This is a genomic window from Chryseobacterium sp. MFBS3-17, from assembly GCF_020687745.1.
Lineage (GTDB): Bacteria > Bacteroidota > Bacteroidia > Flavobacteriales > Weeksellaceae > Marnyiella.
This window is the reverse complement of sequence record NZ_JAJEWK010000012.1, coordinates 111,088-130,862: the sequence shown is the minus strand read 5'-3', so window position 1 is coordinate 130,862 and position 19,775 is coordinate 111,088. Positions and strand designations below refer to the sequence as shown.

Annotated in this window: 13 protein-coding genes; 7 read left to right on the top strand and 6 right to left on the bottom strand. The window is 43.9% G+C overall.

All coding sequences use genetic code 11. The features are described from left to right. Position 1 precedes the first annotated feature (1 nt). Positions 2-1,498 (top strand): carboxypeptidase-like regulatory domain-containing protein, encoded by a 1,497-nt coding sequence (locus tag LKO26_RS10930; protein WP_227587901.1) that lies wholly within the window; start codon positions 2-4, stop codon positions 1,496-1,498. Between the two features lie 114 nt (positions 1,499-1,612). On the opposite strand, the gene LKO26_RS10925 is transcribed toward LKO26_RS10930, so the two are convergent. Together LKO26_RS10925 and dnaE are read right to left on the bottom strand one after the other, a co-directional pair. Continuing rightward, positions 1,613-2,266, bottom strand: a complete 654-nt coding sequence (locus tag LKO26_RS10925; RefSeq protein WP_227587900.1) for a response regulator transcription factor — start codon at positions 2,264-2,266, stop codon at positions 1,613-1,615. Between the two features lie 142 nt (positions 2,267-2,408). Continuing rightward, a complete protein-coding gene (dnaE, locus tag LKO26_RS10920) occupies positions 2,409-7,046 on the bottom strand; it encodes a DNA polymerase III subunit alpha (RefSeq protein ID WP_227587899.1) in 4,638 nt (1,545 codons plus the stop codon). A 337-nt stretch (positions 7,047-7,383) separates the two neighbouring features. Here dnaE and LKO26_RS10915 point away from each other — a divergent pair, with 337 nt between their 5' ends. Continuing rightward, complete coding sequence (locus LKO26_RS10915; RefSeq protein ID WP_227587898.1) at positions 7,384-8,136, top strand: 4-hydroxy-tetrahydrodipicolinate reductase; 753 nt, start codon at positions 7,384-7,386, stop codon at positions 8,134-8,136. Positions 8,137-8,257: 121 nt separating this feature from the next. Continuing rightward, the gene (locus tag LKO26_RS10910; protein ID WP_227587897.1) at positions 8,258-10,333 is read left to right on the top strand and encodes a thiamine pyrophosphate-dependent enzyme; all 2,076 of its coding nucleotides are present in this window, start codon (positions 8,258-8,260) and stop codon (positions 10,331-10,333) included. Positions 10,334-10,360: 27 nt separating this feature from the next. On the opposite strand, the gene LKO26_RS10905 is transcribed toward LKO26_RS10910, so the two are convergent. Both LKO26_RS10905 and LKO26_RS10900 read right to left on the bottom strand, forming a co-directional pair. Further along, positions 10,361-11,362, bottom strand: coding sequence for a glycosyltransferase (locus LKO26_RS10905; protein ID WP_227587896.1), 1,002 nt, complete (start codon positions 11,360-11,362; stop codon positions 10,361-10,363). 27 nt (positions 11,363-11,389) lie between these two features. Beyond that, a complete protein-coding gene (locus LKO26_RS10900; RefSeq protein ID WP_227587895.1) occupies positions 11,390-12,547 on the bottom strand; it encodes a class I SAM-dependent RNA methyltransferase in 1,158 nt (385 codons plus the stop codon). A 112-nt stretch (positions 12,548-12,659) separates the two neighbouring features. Between LKO26_RS10900 and LKO26_RS10895 the strand changes: the two genes are divergently transcribed. Both LKO26_RS10895 and LKO26_RS10890 read left to right on the top strand, forming a co-directional pair. Beyond that, positions 12,660-13,430 carry a class I SAM-dependent methyltransferase gene (locus LKO26_RS10895; RefSeq protein WP_227587894.1) on the top strand — a complete coding sequence of 257 codons (771 nt, stop codon included), beginning with the start codon at positions 12,660-12,662 and terminating at the stop codon, positions 13,428-13,430. Next, positions 13,430-14,131 (top strand): ZIP family metal transporter, encoded by a 702-nt coding sequence (locus LKO26_RS10890; RefSeq protein WP_227587893.1) that lies wholly within the window; start codon positions 13,430-13,432, stop codon positions 14,129-14,131. The genes LKO26_RS10895 and LKO26_RS10890 overlap by 1 nt, the downstream gene beginning before the upstream one ends. 105 nt (positions 14,132-14,236) lie before the next feature. On the opposite strand, the gene LKO26_RS10885 is transcribed toward LKO26_RS10890, so the two are convergent. Both LKO26_RS10885 and LKO26_RS10880 read right to left on the bottom strand, forming a co-directional pair. After that, on the bottom strand, positions 14,237-15,679 hold the full coding sequence (locus LKO26_RS10885; RefSeq protein ID WP_227587892.1) for an OmpP1/FadL family transporter: 1,443 nt from the start codon (positions 15,677-15,679) through the stop codon (positions 14,237-14,239). 39 nt (positions 15,680-15,718) lie between these two features. Beyond that, positions 15,719-16,699, bottom strand: a complete 981-nt coding sequence (locus LKO26_RS10880) for a prolyl-tRNA synthetase (protein ID WP_227587891.1) — start codon at positions 16,697-16,699, stop codon at positions 15,719-15,721. Between the two features lie 143 nt (positions 16,700-16,842). Here LKO26_RS10880 and proS point away from each other — a divergent pair, with 143 nt between their 5' ends. Next, the gene (proS, locus tag LKO26_RS10875; protein WP_227587890.1) at positions 16,843-18,318 is read left to right on the top strand and encodes a proline--tRNA ligase; all 1,476 of its coding nucleotides are present in this window, start codon (positions 16,843-16,845) and stop codon (positions 18,316-18,318) included. Positions 18,319-18,441: 123 nt separating this feature from the next. Continuing rightward, positions 18,442-19,704, top strand: a complete 1,263-nt coding sequence (locus LKO26_RS10870) for an OmpA family protein (RefSeq protein WP_227587889.1) — start codon at positions 18,442-18,444, stop codon at positions 19,702-19,704. The last annotated feature ends 71 nt before the right edge of the window (positions 19,705-19,775 follow it).

The window sequence follows — 19,775 nt, the reverse complement described above, 5'->3', positions numbered from 1 at the left end:
CATGAAAACTATTATACAATATATATCTGTCTTGTTGCTGCTGCTCTCCCTGAGTTCGTGCAGCGAAGAACTGGTGGGCAAGGTAGAAACCGGAACCGTAAAAGGTCTTGTCGTAAAACAAGGCACCAATGAACCACTGAAGAATGTAAAAGTACACACCTCTCCCACTACCGAAACAGTATTTACCGGGGACGATGGCAGCTTCATCATCGAGAATATTCCGCTGGGTGATTATTCGGTACGTGCAGAACTGAACGGGTACATCACCAGCTTTCAGGGGGTAAACCTGAAAACAGAACAGCAGGTAGTGACCGTGGTATTTGAAATGAGCGATGACAACTCACTGAACTCGCCACCCTCTGTACCAGTCCTCATCAGTCCTATAGACAATGCGACAGACCAGCCACTGGAAGTAGATTTGAGCTGGAGCAGCACAGACCCTGATTCTACAGACATACTGAAATACAAAGTAGTGATCAAAAATGATTTTGACCTGAACGTCATTACGGTAAACGACCTTACCGACACCCATTATTACCTGGACAGCCTGAAATTTGGGGTCACTTATTACTGGCAGGTTGAGGCGAATGACGGTATTAATCCGCCGGTAAACAGTCCGGTGTTCCGGTTCAAAACCAGCACCACACCCAATAACAGATTCCATTATGTGAAAAAACATGCCAATGGTAATTACTATATCGTATCTGCCAATGAAACCAATACCAATTTTCCGTTTACCACGTCTAACAGCAACAGCTGGCGGCCCAGACTCAACCAGAATGCAGGACTCATTGCATTTCTGAGGACCGTAGGCGGTAATGCACAAATTTTTACCGCAAAACCCGATGGTTCTCAGGAATTCCAGGTAACCACAGTGCCGGTAGCTGGCTTTGATAACGCTGAAATTGATTTTTCCTGGAGCACCAACGGACAGGACTTCCTGTATGCCAACTTCAATAATCTCTATAAAATCAATAAAGACGGCAGTGGCCATCAGCTGATTTACAGTACACCGGACGGCAGCTTTATCTCGGAAGTAGACTGGAGTTATGACAGCAGTAAAATAGCCATTAAAACCAATGATGCCAATGGCTACAGCGTAAAAATCTACATCATAGACATGCTGGGCAATACCATCAAAACCATACTGCAGGGGGTAACCGGTGCTGCCGGCGGACTGAACTTCTCTGTAGATGGCAACCAACTGCTGTACACCCATGATGTCTCCGGCCATCAGGAGCCAAGTTACAGACAACTAGACACCCACATCTTTTCTTACAATTTACTCACAGATGTGGTGACAGACTGGTCCGTAGCCTCCAGCAAACCAAACGGAACCAATGATCTGGATCCCAGATTTTCACCGAATAACGCAGAGATCATCTTCATGAACACATCCAATGACAATATTTCGCCCAGAAATATAGAGAAGATTACCATGCAAACTAGTGACAGAACAGCTTTATTCCCCGACGCAGAAATGCCAGATTGGGAGTGATGTTTTCAAGGGGGTTGAGGAATTTATTCCTCAACTTTCTTTTTTGCTGTCAAAATAAAATGCAGAGCACCATATGGCACTCTGCATTTTTGTTTTCATACGGGACAGCTTCTGCTACCCTACCAGACTGTTTTCTAAAGCATACTTCACGAGCTGTGAAGAATTATTGATATTGAACTTCAGCATAATATTCCGGCGGTGAGAATCTACAGTATGAATACTGATGAAAAGCCGCTCGGCTATTTCCTTACTGCGCAGTCCTTCACAAATCAGATGCAGCACATCCAGTTCCCTTGCCGTCAATTCGGACCTGTGAACCCCGTCATGCTTTTTCTCATCTACATTGCAAATGGAATCTACCATCGCTGCTTTAGAATCATTGCTGACATATACATGGCCTTCCAAGACCCGGGTGATGGCCAACTGAAATTCCTTGTAATCGGTATATTTACCGAGGAAGCCTTTAATGCCCCTGTCAAAAAATTTCTTGATGATTTTCACCTCAGATGAAATGGAGACAATGATCACATTCATTTCCGGATTCCGATGAAGACTTTTATCAACCACATCCAGCGCTTCTGCACTGTTTAATCCGTTAATACATAGTATTAAAAGTTCAGATTTTGGATTAACTAAATGTTCAATTTCATCCGGTTCAACAGAATTTAATAAATCGTAATTATTTTGGAACCCCTGTTCCTCCAGAAATCGAAGCATAAAACTCAATGACAGCCCATGTCCATTGTAAATAATGATGTTTTTTTTCATGTGTTTATAGTTTGTACTAAATTACGAAAAAATATCGTTTCACAGATAAAAAATCATTAAACATTAATATTTATTGAATATAATTCAAAAATATACCCCGAAATACCGTTAGAATAAATTCATATATAGATTTATGATTGAATTAATTCAAAAATACTTCATATTTATGCAAATCACTAAAAACCGCTAACAAATTACCGGTAATGCTTACAGAGGTGCATAAACTCACGACTTCAATAAAACTCTCATCTGCAGGATTTTTGATAAAGAAATTCAACTTCTTACCTCCACCCTGCTCTCCCAGCAAATGCTGCTCAAAGAACTCCACATCCTGTGGCCGGAGATGGTTGATATCTACCACAACCGTCAGACTCTTGGCGAACTGATCAAAAGCTTCCTTCAGTTCGAAAACATCATTCACATTCACGAAAACCCGCCCGTCTTTTGCTATAGAATATTTAATCTTAAAAATAAGAAAACGCTGCAGGTCTATTTTATCTTTCAGCCGCAGATAATCCCGGTCTCCCAGGCGGAAGGAATAACTGCCGGAATAATCCTCAAGGGTAATGAACGCTATTTTTTCGCCGCTGTTTCTCCCATCCCGGATGGTATATTCCGTGACCAAGCCGGCCACCATATATTCTTTGGCATTGGCATTGAAATTCTGCTTTTCTTTATAGTCCTTTATTTCATTAAACAATTTGATTTGCTCCGCTCCAAAATTCTGCTCACGAAACAGATCAATTTCATCCAGAGTCAGGAAGTTAAAACTGCCTTTGGCTACGGCAATTTTCTGTTCTTCTTCCACTATTTCGCCCTCTTCATCCACCATCACGAGATCCGCTTCTGCATCCTCATCATCTGCCTCTACCGGGAGAATCACTTTCTCAATTTCGGGAATCACCTGTTCCGCAACCTGATCTACCACCGCCATTTTACTCAGTGCACCCTGTATGAACATATATTGGTATTTAAACTCATCCAGCGGATGTGCAGAAAGATAAAACCCGATGATTTCCTTCTCTTTATTCAACTTATACATATTTTGCCATTCCGGGGCGGGATTGATCTTCGGCGGTTCAATTTTAACCTCATCAGCAAAATCTGCAAAAAGAGAATTCTCGATTTCATTTTTACTCTCCTGAAAACTCTGCCCGTACCGGATCAGCTTTTCCAGATTGGTTTTCCCCGATACATCAATATCAAAATATTGTGCCCGGTGGTATTGGTCTACCTCATCAAAAGCACCAGCAATCACCAAACTTTCAGCTACCCGTTTGTTCATCTGTGAAGCAGGAACCTTTTCAAAAAAATCATAAATGGTGGCAAAACGTGACGTTCTTCTGGCCTCCACAATGGCTTCACTGGGACCTTCACCAATCCCTTTGATGGCCCCCAGTCCAAAACGAATCTGGCCTTTGTCATTCACAGAAAATTCGTACTGACTTTCATTCACGTCCGGCCCCAGAACATCAACACCAATCGTTTGGCAATCTTCCATGAACATGGTAATCTGCTTGGTATTATTCAGGTTATTGGTCATCACACTGGCCATGTATTCTGCAGGATAATTTGCCTTCAGATAGGCAGTATGATAGGCAATGAGTGCATAGCAGGTAGAGTGAGACTTGTTAAACGCGTACTCTGCAAAGGCTTCCCAGTCTTTCCAGATTTTATTGAGTTTTTCTTCATCCAGATTATTGGACCGACCCCCTTCCAAAAATTTCGGATACATTTTATCCAGAACATCTTTCTGTTTTTTACCCATCGCTTTCCTCAGGGTATCTGCTTCGCCTTTCGTGAAATTGGCCAGTTTTTGAGAAAGCAACATTACCTGCTCCTGATATACGGTAATTCCATAGGTTTCCTTCAGATATTCTTCGGTCTCCGGCAGGTCATACACAATTTCTTCCAGCCCGTGTTTCCGGTTAATGAAAAGCGGAATATATTTAATGGGACCGGGCCGGTAAAGTGCGTTCATGGCAATAAGATCCGCAAAAACCGTTGGTTTCAGTTCTCGCATATATTTCTGCATACCTGGGCTTTCATACTGAAAAATCCCTACGGTACGGCCTTCCTTAAAAAGCTGATAGGTTTTGGCATCATCCAGCGGAATTTCATCCGGATTAATTTCTATACCATGCCTTTGTTTGATAAGTTTAATGGCATGCTTAATAATGGTTAACGTTCTGAGTCCCAGGAAGTCCATTTTCAACAGGCCGGCATTTTCTGCCACCGAGTTATCAAACTGTGACACCAGGATATCTGCATCTTTGGCGGCAATGGTGATGGGCACCAGGTTCGAAATGTCTTCCGGCGTAATGATGACCCCACAAGCGTGGATCCCCGTATTGCGGATGCAACCCTCCATACGTTGTGCTGCAGAGAGCACCCCATAGCGCTCATCTTCCGGATTTGCCAGAATATCTTTCATTTCCTGAGCCAGAATCTTATCTTCATCACTCAACTTGTCAAATTTCGAAAAAGCCTTCGCGATGTTCATGCCGGGTGTGGAAGGCACCAGTTTTGCGATGTTATTGGTTTCCGGAATGGGCACATCCAGCACCCTTCCGGCATCCTTTATGGCAGATTTACCGCCGAGCACAGAGTAGGTAATGATTTGAGCCACATTACTTTTACCATATTTCTCTACCACCCACTTTATGATTTTATCACGGCCTTCATCGTCAAAATCAATATCAATATCGGGCATAGAGATACGCTCCGGATTGAGGAAACGCTCAAAAAGGAGGTCATATGCAATGGGATCCACATTGGTAATTCCGGTACAGTACGCTACGGCAGAACCCGCTGCAGAACCCCGTCCTGGTCCGACCCAGACCCCCATTTTCCGGGCTTCATTGCAAAAATCCTGCACAATGAGGAAGTACCCGGGATAGCCCGTATTGGCAATTACTTCCAGTTCAAAGTCTAGCCGCTCCCGTATTTCATCGGTAATCACTTCATACCGTTCTTTGGCTCCTTCGTATGTTAAATGCCGCAGGTATGCATTTTCGCCCCGCTTGCCGCCATCGGCCAGGTCTTCTTCACTCTGAAACTCCTGCGGAATGGCAAATTCCGGAAGCAGCACATCACGCTTAAGGGTATAGGGTTCAAACTTGGCCAGCAGCTCAGTGTAAGCCTCAAAAGCATCCGGAAACTGCCTGAAACTTTGTTTGATTTCTTCGGCATCTTTAATGTAATACTGATTTCCGGGTAATCCTCTTCTCTTCCCGAAGCCCTTGCCTATGGGAGAAGACAGCTTTTCACCATCTTTTATACAAAACAGAATATCCTGAATATTGGCATCCTTCTGCGCGGTGTAATAAGTTTCATTCTGCGCCAGAATTTTCACTTCATATTTTTCGGCAAATTCCAGAAGAATCTCATTCACGTGTTCCTCTTCATCCACTTCATGGTTCTGAATCTGCACATAAAAATCGTCGCCAAAGATATCTTTCCACCACCGGAAAACCTCTTCGCCTTTCTGCTCTCCATATTCCAGTATGGTACTGGGCACATCTCCGTTGATTCCTGATGTGAAAGCAATCAGATCTTCCCTGTACTCAGCAATCATCTTTTTGGAAATCCGGGGAACTCCAAAGTAAAATCCATTCACATAACCAAGGCTGGAAAGTTTTGCCAGATTTTTATAGCCGTTGAAATTTTTGGCCAGCAGCACAACATGGGTCCGGCGGTCGGGATCATCTTTTGTAAACTGCTTTTGCTCCGGGCGGTCAGAAAGATAAAATTCACATCCTATGACCGGAATCAGGGGATCTTTGCGTGGTTCTTCCCCACTGAAATTAATCCCTTCATCTTCAGCCTTCTTTTTACTTTCCAGAAATTCCTGGTATTTCTTTTTGATGGTACCGTTGGTTTTTTCAACTTCTGTCACGAACTTGAAAGCGCCCATCATATTGCCCAGATCTACCAGACCAGCTGCCGCAAAATTATTGTCCAGTGCTTTGGCCACCAGGTCATGAATGTGACTTGATGCCTGCAGGGACGAGTAGATGCTGTGGTTGTGAAAATTAAAATAATCTCCGATTTCTATGTCATGGGTATCTCCGAAATCAACTTTTTTCTTCTTCCGGGAATCAGCGACCTGCCGACGGATAATGATTCCAAACGGCTGTATGGGATCAGGATGCCGCTGCTGATATGTGCGCAGTTCTTCCTCAGAAATCTTTACTTTTTCTGCCGGAATCACGCCAATTCTCATCATTTCAAAAAAGACCTGTGCGGTCGCATTCACGTCGGCGGCAGCATTGTGCGCTTCATCAAACTGATGCTGGTATAATTTTTCAAAAAGTTCTGAAAGTTTCGGCGATTTATATTTCCCGTTTTTTCCACCGCCCAGCTGGCAGAAATCGGTTCCCAACTGCATGGTATCTGCACTTGGAATCTGCGCAAGAACATTGTCCATCTGCTTGCGGTGAAACTCTGCTCCCACAATATTGTAGTCGAATTCTATATTATGTCCGGCCACCACTTCAGCTTTCTTCAGAACCTCCTGAAATTCCAGAAGAACTTCCTGTAAATCCCGGCCCTCGGCATGAGCCATTTTGGTAGAAATACCATGAATCCGGGTGGCATTAAACGGAATATCATATCCTTCAGGCTTTATCACATAATCCTGATTTTCAATAAGGTTTCCATTTTTATCGTGCAATTGCCAGGCGATCTGCACCATTCTGGGCCAGTTGTCTGAATCCGTCAGCGGTGCGTTGAAATTTTTAGGTAATCCCGTGGTTTCGGTATCAAAAATCAAGTACATTTTACAAAGAATTTTGGTAAAAATAATGCAATTTTTCGTGATAAAAAAGTGGTCTTTTCTTCTGTGAATCTGTTAAAAAAACCATATAGAAATCTCCTGTTGATTTCCGGACATGATCTGAATTACATCCCGAGTCATGCATGTTTCCGCTGCTTAAATTTAACCAAAATATAATGTTGACCCGCTTTCATTTACCCCTTTTTAATTTTGAAAATTGTATCTTTAGCATACTAAACTGGCAACTCCGCTACATAAATCATCTGATTTCACTTCTGAATTTCAACTGTGAGACCGCCAGTTTCTTCTTTTTAAATGTTTTACGCAAAAAATAAAGACTATGAAAATTGGATTAATCGGATTTGGAAAAACAGGAAAAGCAGTAGCTAGTGTAATTCTGCAGCATGACCGGCATACGCTGGCATGGGTATTTAAAGAAAGTTCCCTATTGCATGGCAGAAACACCGCCGAATTCCTGGGACTTGAATCTGATTCTGACGCCACTATTTTCTCTGCGAAGTCTGTTGCCATAGAAACTTTACTGGATCAGTATCCGGTAGATGTCCTCATTGATTTTTCTTCAGAAAAAAGTATTGAAAATTACGGTCCGCACGCTGCAGAGCGAAAAATCATCATCGTAAGTGCAGTATCTCATTATGGCGAAAGACAGCAGGAATTATTAAAACAGCTTGCTGAGAAAACAGTGGTATTCTGGAGTCCGAACATTACCCTGGGCGTCAATTATCTGCTCTTTGCTGCAAAATTCCTTCAAAAAATCGCACCGTGGGTGGATATTGAAATTAACGAAGAACATTTTAAAGAGAAAAAAGGAGTTTCCGGCACTGCACTGAAAATTGCCGAAGAACTGGACCTGGAAAAAGACGAAATCAACTCCGTACGGGCGGGCGGAATAGTGGGCAAACATGAAGTGATTTTTGGATTTCCGTTTCAGACGGTAAGACTGGTTCACGAATCCATTTCCAGAGAAGCCTTCGGGAATGGTGTGCTCTTCGCCGTCGAAAACCTGAAGCATAAAAAACCGGGACTGTACCATTACGAAGACATCCTGGAACCCTATTTCTCGCTGCAGTAAGAGCACCTGAAGTCTTTTATCTAAAGGATCTGTGTCCGCTTTCAACCATCACCAATGACCGTTGCCGCCCTGCCTGCATCCGGTTTTGAATACCATGCAGGATTTAGTATATTTGCTCACTATGGAGACAACCGCAAAAGAAAAAATATCACAGGAAATCTTATTAAAAGCTTTTAACCACATGATGCTTGCCAAAGCCATGGCAGACATTTATGAGGAAAACAGAAGCATTACCAAGTACGTGCACAGCACCTCACGCGGGCACGAAGCAATACAGCTGGCAGCCGCCTACCAGATGACCCCAGATGACTGGATATCGCCGTACTATCGTGACGAGAGTATGCTGCTGGGCATTGGTTTTGAGCCTTACAGACTTATGCTGCAATTACTGGCAAAAGCTGAAGATCCTTTTTCCGGCGGGCGCTCCTATTATTCCCATCCTTCCAGTCTGGAAGAAGACAAACCCAAAATCATTCATCAAAGTTCTGCCACCGGCATGCAGGCCATCCCGACAACCGGTGTGGCACAAGGCATTCAATATATTGAAGAATTTAACCTTAGAAATTTTGATAACAACCCGGTCGTTTTGTGCAGTTTCGGTGATAATTCCATTACTGAAGGTGAAGTCTCTGAAGCATTTCAGTTTGCAGCGTTGCACCAACTTCCCGTTATATTTCTGGTTCAGGACAATGAATGGGGCATTTCTGTGACCAAGGATGAAGCCCGAACTTCTGACGCCTATGATTTTGCTGCCGGATTTGTGGGTCTGAACCGCATGCGGGCAGATGGCACTGACTTTGTAGCCAGCTACGAAGCTATGAAAACGGCGGTAGATTTTGTGAGAACAGAACGAAAACCGATGCTGGTTTGCGCCAGCACCGTACTCATAGGCCATCATACGTCGGGTGTACGCCGCGAATTTTACCGGGACGAAGCAGATCTGGAAAAACACCGCGCCAAAGACCCCGGAAACATCCTGAGACAACACCTTCTGGAAGAAGGAGTAGATGAGGAATTACTGAAGCAGATTACCAAAAAAGCCAGAATAGAAGCCGAGGAAGCCTTTGAAAAAGCCATTCAGGCAGATGATCCTGCTCCGGAAACCGTTGAAAATCACGTTTTCGCGCCCACTCCTATTACAGAAGAAACCGGAACCCGTGTTCCCGCCGGTGCTGCCGAGAAAATTGTCATGGTAGATGCGGCCATACACGCCATTCAGGAGCTGATGTGGAAACATCCTGAAGCGCTGCTCTATGGCCAGGACGTGGGCGAAAGAATCGGAGGCGTATTCCGGGAGACGGTAACCCTTGGAGCCAAGTTCGGAAATAAAAGGGTGTTCAATACCGCCATTCAGGAAGCGTACATCATTGGTTCGACAGTGGGCATGAGCGCCGTAGGACTGAAACCGATTGTAGAAGTTCAGTTTGCAGATTATATCTATCCCGGCATTAACCAGCTGATTACCGAAATCTCCAAATCATCTTATCTGTCTCACGGCAAATTCCCGGTGAGCAATATCATCCGGGTTCCGATTGGCGCTTACGGCGGCGGTGGCCCGTACCACAGCGGAAGTGTAGAGAGTATTTTAGCCAATATTAAAGGCATCAAAATTGCCTATCCCAGCAATGCAGCAGATTTTAAAGGTCTGCTGAAAGCAGCCTACTACGACCCCAATCCGGTGGTAATGCTGGAACATAAAGGCTTGTACTGGAGCAAAGTTCCCGGCACCGAGGACGCCAAAACCATAGAGCCGGCAGAAGATTATATTTTGCCATTCGGGAAAGCCAATATCATAGAGCAGGCATCTGAAAGTGAAACAGAAAAAGGGCGCACCGCTGTGATTGTCACCTACGGAATGGGCGTTTATTGGGCTAAAGAGGCGGTAAAAAGTTTTGAAGGCCGGGTAGAAATCATCGATTTGCGAACGCTGATACCTTTGGATGAAAAATTAGTCTTTGAACGGGTGAAACTTCATGGAAAATGCGTCGTCCTGACCGAGGAACAAATTCAGAATTCATTTGCTGAGGCTTTTGCACACCGCATTACAAAAGCATGTTTCAGGCACCTTGATGCCCCTGTGGAAGCTATGGGCTCACTAAATCTTCCGGCAGTACCCATCAATCTGGTTCTGGAAAAAGAAATGCTGCCAAATGCCGAAAAATTAAAAGAGAAACTGAAGGAACTTTTGAATAATTAATAGGGAAGCACTGAGCAATCAGTGCTTTTATTCTTTATGAAAATGCTTCGGGAAGGCATCTTCGGGTTTCATGCGCATTACATTCATCAAAATCCAGGATTTCAGAAAGCCATAACCGTAAGAAAACATCTGGATATACGTAGCAATAATGGCCATGGCCGCAATGCTTACATTACCGGTTTTCAGCAATGCATGAAAAAATACCACAAAAGTGTACAGACCGTACATGGCCAGGATAAATCCGCGCTCAAAAAAGAAATATTCAATAAATCCCAGCACATACCCAATTAAAAAAAGTGACGGAAAAGCAAATGAAATTTTCACGTACTGCGGATGGCGCTGGTTCAGAATAGGTCGCGCACAGCCAAACTGATACACTTGCTTTGAGAATTTACCAAAATCTACCCGGCGCTTATGATACACGCCGATATCATCAAAAAAAGCAGTGGTAAAACCATTTTCCCAAAGCGTCATAGACAAATCCGGATCTTCACCAATGCGCATTTCAGAAAAACCGCCCACTTTCTCAAAAGCAGATTTGCGCACGCCCATATTAAAACTTCTGGGCTGAAATTTGGTAACCGCCTTCTTACTCCCGCGAATGCCACCGGTGGTAAAAACCGAGGTCATGGAATAGGAAATAGCTTTCTGCATCAGGTTGAAACCGCGGTGTGCTTTATCTGCTCCGCCGAACGCATCACACGGTACCTTCGCGATATTTTTTTTTATGTTCTGCACATAATCCTGCTCCACTATCACATCTGAATCCACAAACACGAGCCAGTCGTTTTTGGCTCTCCGGGCTCCGTAATTCCGGCTCAGTCCCGGACCTGAATTGTCTTTCCGGAAAAACTGAATATTCAAACGATCATGAAACAACTCCACAGTAGGCCTTAGATCTACCAGCGAACCATCATCTACAATAAGGATTTCAAAATCTTTATCGGTTTGCAGGGATAAAGAAGTCAGCAACTCGAAAAGTTCATCTTTACGATTATAAATGGCGATGATAATGGAAAGTGTATTCAAATCTTTGGTATTTTAGAGACAACTGATCTACTGCAATTTATGCACTTTTTTAGTTCCTTCGTACATTTCAAACTGCAGAAACCGGCATTCCAGTTTTCCGTTGAACAGCTTAATTTTCCGCGAAGGTCTCAGTCCTACTTTTTTGGCTGCATCCAGATCTGAGGAAATGAACCAGGCCAGCGTGTTCGGATAGTTTCGCTTAAAAGTATCGCCCACTTTCCGGTAAAAATCTTCATCATTAATGGCAATTCGCTCATCATACGGGGGGTTAAACACCATCAGCAAAGGAAACATATCTTTTTCAGACTCGAAGAAATTTTTCTTCTTCACCTCAATCACATCTTCCATTTCTGCGGCTTCTATATTAATGCGGGCTGCGTTCAGCATGGCAGAATCTATGTCATAACCTACAATCTTCCCGGAAAATTCTTTTACCCGGTTGATGCGGACTTCTTTTATTTTCTGAAAAAGTTCCTCATCATAATTTTTCCAGTTCTGAAAAGCGAATCGCTTCCGGAAAATCTGCGCGGGGAGATCCATGGCAATCATTGCCGCCTCTATAAGCAAGGTTCCGGAGCCGCACATGGGATCCAGAAAGTTTCCTTTTCCGTCCCACCCTGCCATTTGCAGCATGCCGCTGGCCAGCACCTCATTGATGGGCGCCTCACCCTGCTCTCTGCGGTAACCCCGCTTAAACAAGGGATCTCCGGAAGAGTCCAGAGAAATGGTCACCAGTTCTCGGTCTATGTGCAGATGAAATTTGACATCGGGGTTTTGGGTATCTACATCCGGTCTTTTTCTATGCTTGAATTTAAAATAATCCACAATGGCATCCTTCATCTTCAGGGACATGAACTGTGAATGCTTAAACCGCTCGGAATAGACCGTAGCATCTATGGCAAAAGACTGGTTCACATCCATATATTCATCCCAGGGGAAGTTAAAGAGTTTGTCATAAAACCGGTTTTCATCCCAGGCCTTAAAGGTGAGTACGGGGATGAGAATCTTCAGGGCGGTTCTTGCACTAAAATTAATTTTATAGAGGAATCCCAGGTCTCCTTCACAGTTTACAGCACGGTTTTTCACCACCACATTGCGGCCGCCCAGTTTTTTGATTTCTTCTGCTAAAACATTCTCCAGTCCGAAGAGGGTTTTAATCTGTATCTGAAGGTTTTCTGTATCCATGCTGCAAAAGTACTGAATGAAATTTGATTATTGAAGAAACCACCCCGGTGCTCTTGTATTAATTTTTGGAGGGAAGGCTTCACCTTAGCGCCAAAAGTCCTATTTTTGCACCATGGCTTGGTTTGAAACTTGGTTTGATACACCTTACTATCATATTCTGTACAAAGACAGAGACTATACAGAAGCAGAAAACTTCATTACCCGTTTAACTGAATATTTAAAAATTCCGCAGCATGCCACTATTATAGATCTGGCGTGCGGCAAAGGAAGACATTCCGTATTCCTTAATAAAATGGGGTACAATGTGCTGGGACTGGATTTATCCAGAGAAAGTATTCTGCACAACAAACAATTTGAAACTCCGGGTGCGCCTCAGGACTCACAACCTTTTCTGAAGTTTGATGTGCACGACATCCGGAATGAAATTTATCCCGGCGTTCATCCAGAAAAAGTAGAGGGCGTTTTTAACCTTTTTACCAGTTTCGGCTATTTTGAAGATGAAAATGACGATAAGAAAGTATTCGCTTCCGTACACAATTCCCTGAAAGACGGCGGTTATTTTGTGCTGGATTTCCTGAATGAAACCTGGGTGCAAAACACCCTTATTCCTGAAGAAACACAAAGAAAACAGGAGATTGACTTTCACATCAGAAAAAGAATAGAAAACCGGCATATCATTAAAGATATTCGTTTTCATGATCAGGGAAAAGAGCACCATTTCTATGAAAAGGTAAAACTACATTCTCTGGAGGAAATTGCTGCGTATGGTTCCGCTTTTGGCTTCGAACAGGTATCGGTCTTTGGCGATTATAATGTGGGAGCATTCAGTGCAGAAACATCTCCCAGATGCATCAATATTTTCAGAAAAAAAACTGAATACTAATGCACACCTTTTACATTATTGTATTGCTCATTGCAAGTGTGCTGGCAGGCGTGCTTCTGGGGAAATTCTTTGGTGAAAAGGAAAAATTCGCCAAAAACCTGCTGATACTGAGTGCGGGATTTCTCATTACCGTTTGTGTCAATGAAGTATTCCCTGCCGTTTACCAGTCTGGCGACAGCCATATCGGGCTCTGGGTCATTGCCGGCGTCATTATGCAAATGCTGCTGGAAAGCCTTACCAAAGGTTTTGAGCACGGACATTTCCATCATCATTCTGATTCACAGATTTTACCGGTGGCATTAATTTTGGGAATGTTTGTCCATGCTTTTATAGAAGGATTCCCGCTGGCTTATGAAACGGAAGTATTTTCGCCTTATCTGCAGGGGATTATTTTTCACAACCTTCCTATTTCTTTTATTCTGGGCGCCTTTCTGTTTAAAAATAAAAATTTCTCCGGCTATTCCTGGCTGGTCATCACATTATTTGCACTGGCATCTCCTTTGGGAGTAGTGGCAGGTCACTATTTTGATGTAAGCCTGCAACCTTATTTTATGGCGGTAGTGGGCGGAATTTTCCTTCATATTTCGTCGGTTATCATCTTTGAAAGCAACCGCAATCACAATGTAAACTGGTCAAAAATTGCCTGGGTGATTCTGGGGGTGGCACTGGCTTTTTTCATTCACAGTTTTCATGCGCACTAAAGTGTGAGTGTTCATTACGCCTAAAAACTTTTGGGAATATCTCTAAATAAAAATACTCCGCCGTGGCGGAGTATTTTGCAAAGGAACGTTTCTGATATTCCGAGGCTAGAATTTCCAGCCTACGGTAAGATAAACGTTATTTTCGGTATGTTTTACCTGAGACACGGCTGATGTTTCTTCTGAAACATCAAAATCTCCAGAATGATATCCGGTCGTATAACGCGGACTTGCATTGGCCACGCTTCCGAACAGGAACGGATTACTGTATTCAGAATTATGGTTCTGATATGCTAAATCTATATAAAAGGATCTGAAATCATACCCGACACCCAGTCCCACGGTATTTCTTTTGCCCAGAATGAAATCGCTGAAGGAATTATTACCAATATTTCCGCTTTGGTTATAAGATGAAATCGTTACAGCATCAAAAGGACTGGTAGTATGGGCATAGCCTCCTCTCAGTCTCAGTGATTTGATGCGGTACTCCGCACCGACCTTAATTTCAGAGGTATTATTGGAAAATTCAGAGAAAAATTCATTCAGTTCGGTCTCGGCAGCACCCTGTACTTTGTATTTCGGTTTGGTAAGGCCAATGCCGTAATCCAGGTTGATGGAGAAATTTTTATTCGGAACAAAAGCTGCACTCAGCATTGCTTTCATAGGCGATGTAAACGTGCGGTCTTCCGCCAGATCTTCGTAGCTGATGTATCCGCTGGTATCGGTATAATAATCCCGGTACACGCGGTCTATACCCCACCATGTAGGGGTTTCTATAGCTGCGCCCAGCCGGAGCTGGTTATTAACTTTTCCGATTACCCCCAGACTTGCCGAGAATCCGTTTGAAACCTCGGTAAATGGAGTGTACTGCTTGCTGAAATAATTTACAGAATTATCCAGATCCAGACCCATTAATGCGGTATCGTATTGCTCCAGTGTACCCGAATGAAAATTCAGTCCGGCACCAAAGTACAGTCGGTTATCGTAGTTTGCTCCTACCCCGATTCCCATTTTGGTCTGAACTCCGGTGCGGTCATAGCCATGCCCCATATAGGTCATATTGCCCACTACCGGCGTATTGCTTTGGTCTACCAGATCTTTCTGAATGACGATATTATTATTGCCCGGGCTTTCTATATATTGATCCAGATTCCGGGTACTGATATTCACCCCTACATTCACAAACTTCCAGGGCGTTTCGGTAAGCAATTGAAAAGCGGCCACACCATTTACGTTGGACAGTTCGGCCATTGTTTTATTGAAATCTACCGCCGAGTTTCCCATGGCAGCAGATGTTTTATAATTCTGGATGCCGAGCGTTGCCCCAATATTACTGGAAATAGCAACACCAAGACCGGCAGGGTTAGTCAGCAAAGATGTGGCATCGCCACCCAGCGCTCCGCCGGAACCGGCCATCGCATTAAGTTTTGCGGAACCCGGAAGTGAATAGCCGGAATAAACATCAACAGAGTTGCGTACGGTAGATACATCCTGCGCCTGTGCGTAAAAGGCTGCAGCAACGGTAAGTATTACTAAAGATCTTTTAATCATATTAAATAGGTACGTTTAAATTTGATTTGAATCATCATTTTATCTTCCGCCGGATCTCATGCCACCACCGGTAGAACCTCCGGATCTGAATCCGCCTCCGGATGAAGAATTATTGTTAAATCCTCCCGAACGGAATCCGCCACTGTCATTAGATCTTGTTCTTGGCGCTTGATATCTTGGCTGATTATCTCTTACAGGTGCCTGCCGCGGATTGCTCTGCGGACGGTAACCCGGTGTGGGTCTCACCTGCTGAGAAGGTGTACTGCTCGGCGATACATTCCGGATAGAATTATTTCTCGTTCTGGGTGTAGTATTCCATAACGGCTGACTGGAGGATTTCACGCGTGAATCCGACATGGATCTGAATCCGCCCTGCGTTCCTTGCTTATATAAGCCTTGTCCGCCCTGGTAGGAGTTATATAACCTGCCATTGGCACCACTTCTCTGGTAACGGTAAGAAGGACCATAGTAATAAGGATTGTATCCGTAATATCCGTAACCGGAATAATACCAATTGCTGTAAGGATACCCCCAATAGGAATAAGGACCGTACCCCCAATACGGATCATACCAACCCCAGCCGGACCAACTGTACGGGTGGCCCCATCCCCAGGACAATCCTACGCGCCAACCACTGTAATAAGGGCTGTAATAACCCCACGGACTTCCCCAACCCCAGTTATCATGGTAATAGTTGGTTTCAGATCCTGCATATGCTCCCCAGTCTGAAGCTGATGCATTGTCATCCCAATATTTACTGTTCTCCTGCCAGTCTCTGGATCTTACATCTTCCAGATGTTCTGAGTTATAGTTATAGTATTCACCTACTGCATTACCTCTGTCATCAATCACCACGCCTTCCGGCAGTGTATCATTATTGGGGTCATAATATACGCCGTCTGTTTCACTGTATCCACCCATCTGGGTGCCGCAGGAAACCAGCAAGAAACTTCCGACTACAGCCAAAATTGCTTTGGAACGGCAGAGGGAAGAAAAACTTTTATGGATATAACTTTTCATAGTATTTGGAAATTTTTATTTAAATATCTTTGCATTGCCGTAAAAACACAGAATAGTGCAAATAACACCGCTAATATACGTGTTTTAATTTAGATTATTAAGTTACAAAAAAGTTAAAAAGAGATTCAAAATAAAGTCGCATCATGGCAAAATTAACATCAAGAAATGAAGATTATAGTAAATGGTATAATGAACTGGTTGTAAAGGCAGATCTGGCAGAAAATTCTGCCGTCCGCGGTTGCATGGTCATCAAGCCTTATGGTTTTGCCATATGGGAAAAAATGCGTGATGAACTGGACCGGATGTTCAAGGAAACCGGTCACCAGAACGCTTATTTCCCTTTGTTTGTTCCTAAAAAACTATTTGAAGCAGAAGAGAAAAACGCAGAAGGTTTTGCAAAAGAATGTGCGGTGGTAACCCACTACCGGCTGAAAACAGATCCGGATAATCCGCAGAAACTCATCGTAGATCCGGAGGCCAAACTGGAAGAAGAACTCATTGTAAGGCCCACATCTGAAGCCATTATCTGGAACACCTACAAAAACTGGATTCAGAGTTACCGGGATCTGCCCATCCTCATCAACCAGTGGGCCAATGTGGTACGCTGGGAAATGCGCACCCGTCTTTTCCTGAGAACTGCTGAATTCTTATGGCAGGAAGGTCATACCGCCCACGCTACAAAAGAAGAAGCGATAGAGGAAACCGAGAAAATGCTTGAAGTTTATGCCACATTTGCCGAAAAATTCATGGCCATGCCGGTGATTAAAGGAATAAAATCTGAGTCAGAACGTTTTGCCGGTGCGATAGAAACGTACTGTATTGAAGCCATGATGCAGGATGGCAAAGCATTGCAGGCCGGAACTTCTCACTTTCTGGGGCAGAATTTCGCGGAGGCTTTTGATGTGAAATTCACCAATAAAGAAGGTAAAATGGAATATGCCTGGGCTACATCCTGGGGTGTTTCTACACGTCTGATGGGTGCATTGATTATGGCACATTCAGATGACCATGGCCTGGTGCTTCCGCCTACACTGGCGCCCATTCAGGTCGTTATGGTACCGATTTTCAAAGGAGCAGAGCAATTGGAGCAAATCAGGGTGGTAGCCGATGACATTCAGCAGAAACTGAAAGCAAAAGGCATTTCGGTAAAATTTGATGATGACGATCAGAACAAACCGGGGTGGAAGTTTGCAGAATACGAACTGAAAGGGGTACCGGTAAGAATTGCCATGGGAGCCCGCGATCTGGAAAACCAAACCCTGGAAATTGCCAGAAGAGATACCCTTACCAAAGAAGTAAAACCGATTGAAGGCATCGAAAACTACATTGAGGAACTGCTGGCAACCATACAGACAGAAATCTATACCAAAGCGCTGAACTTCAGGAATACCAATATCACCAAAGTAGATACCTACGAAGAGTTCAAACAAATTCTGGAAGAAAAAGGCGGATTCATCTTTGCTCACTGGGACGGTACGCCCGAAGAAGAGGAACAGATTAAAGCAGAAACCAAAGCCACCATCCGTTGTATTCCTCTGGATGCCGCAGAAGAAAACGGGATTTCCATGATTTCGGGAAAACCTTCCGCAAGAAGAGTGATCTTCGCCAAAGCTTATTGATGCTCCGGCCGGAAATCTTTCTTTAACACACTGTTAACAACATTATAAATTATGGAAAAATTTTGTTTTTTCCATAATTTTTTGTATAAATTTGTAATAATCTAATCACAAAATTAAACTATTATGTCATTAAACATTCTTGACCTTATCAAAGGACAACTGGGACCTGCATTGGTTTCACAAGCTGCCACACAGTTAGGCGAAAGCGAATCCGGCATCTCAAAAGCCATCAGCGGACTTCTGCCCGCAGTGGTAGGAGGTCTGGCCAATAATGCCCGCAATCCTTCCGTACTGGATGCCATTACCGGCGCAACCTCCAGCGGAATTTTGGGCAATCTGCTTAACGGATCATCCGGAAACTCACTGATTACCACTGTACTTTCAGCTATTTTTGGAGATAAAATTGGTGGACTCGTCAACACAGTGGCCAGTTTTGCAGGCATCAACAATTCATCTGCAAATTCGCTGTTGAATATGGTAACCGGTGCTACACTGGGATCTGTAGGCAAATATGCGGTTGATAACAATCTGGGGGCTTCCGGTATCAGTTCTTTGCTTGAAGATCAGAAGGGAATCGTCTCTACACTCCTGCCAGCGGGACTTTCCTTAGGTTCGTTAGGTTTAGGAAACCTGTTTGGTGGCAGCGACCCGGCAGATACCGCCAGAGTTACCTCCTATGAGGAACCAAAAGTTGAGGTAAACAGAGGCGGAAACACTCATGTGAACACAGACCGGCACGATGATAATGCAGGAGGCGGATCCATCTGGAAATGGCTACTGCCACTACTGCTACTGGGTCTTGCTGCCTGGTTTTTATGGAAACAGTGTGACAAGCCTGCCACAACCACTACAGACAGCACGGACACCCTTAGCGTAGTAGAAGATTCCGCAGCTATATCCGGAACCGACACCATGACTATGGAAAGACAGTCTACCACTGTTACACTTCCGAATGGCACCGCACTCAATGCCTATGCAGGCGGTATAGAAGATCAGGTGGTCATGTTCCTGAATTCTGACGAATACACCAACGCTACAGAAGAAGAACTAAAAAACAGATGGTTCAATTTTGACAACCTGAATTTTGAATTCGGAACTACTACACTGACAGCGGAATCTCAGGTTCAACTGGAAAATCTGAAAGCCATTCTGGCTGCGTATCCGGATGCAAAAGTGAAAATCGGAGCATACACCGACAAAAAAGGTGATGATGCTGTGAATAAAAAACTGTCTCAGGATAGAGCTGATGCAGTGAAAAATGCACTGAACTCTGCACAGGTTACGGCAGCAGAAGGTTACGGTGAAGAATTTGCCACGGTAGATGAAAATGCTTCTGATGAAGAAAGAGAAGCCGACAGAAAAACGGCAATCCGCTTCGTGAAATAAAAAGCAAACTATAATTCTTCCGCTTCCCCACCCGGGAAGCGGATTTTTTTTGCAGAAAATTTGCAAATTAG

Bases quoted from the DNA above. Each gene is read 5' to 3' on its own strand.
- LKO26_RS10870 (WP_227587889.1), top strand. From the start codon at position 18,442: ATGTCATTAAACATTCTTGACCTTATCAAAGGACAACTGGGACCTGCA.
- LKO26_RS10890 (WP_227587893.1), top strand. From the start codon at position 13,430: ATGCACACCTTTTACATTATTGTATTGCTCATTGCAAGTGTGCTGGCA.
- LKO26_RS10910 (WP_227587897.1), top strand. From the start codon at position 8,258: ATGGAGACAACCGCAAAAGAAAAAATATCACAGGAAATCTTATTAAAA.
- proS (WP_227587890.1), top strand. From the start codon at position 16,843: ATGGCAAAATTAACATCAAGAAATGAAGATTATAGTAAATGGTATAAT.
- LKO26_RS10880 (WP_227587891.1), bottom strand. From the start codon at position 16,699: ATGAAAAGTTATATCCATAAAAGTTTTTCTTCCCTCTGCCGTTCCAAA.
- LKO26_RS10915 (WP_227587898.1), top strand. From the start codon at position 7,384: ATGAAAATTGGATTAATCGGATTTGGAAAAACAGGAAAAGCAGTAGCT.
- LKO26_RS10930 (WP_227587901.1), top strand. From the start codon at position 2: ATGAAAACTATTATACAATATATATCTGTCTTGTTGCTGCTGCTCTCC.
- LKO26_RS10885 (WP_227587892.1), bottom strand. From the start codon at position 15,679: ATGATTAAAAGATCTTTAGTAATACTTACCGTTGCTGCAGCCTTTTAC.
- LKO26_RS10925 (WP_227587900.1), bottom strand. From the start codon at position 2,266: ATGAAAAAAAACATCATTATTTACAATGGACATGGGCTGTCATTGAGT.
- dnaE (WP_227587899.1), bottom strand. From the start codon at position 7,046: ATGTACTTGATTTTTGATACCGAAACCACGGGATTACCTAAAAATTTC.
- LKO26_RS10895 (WP_227587894.1), top strand. From the start codon at position 12,660: ATGGCTTGGTTTGAAACTTGGTTTGATACACCTTACTATCATATTCTG.
- LKO26_RS10900 (WP_227587895.1), bottom strand. From the start codon at position 12,547: ATGGATACAGAAAACCTTCAGATACAGATTAAAACCCTCTTCGGACTG.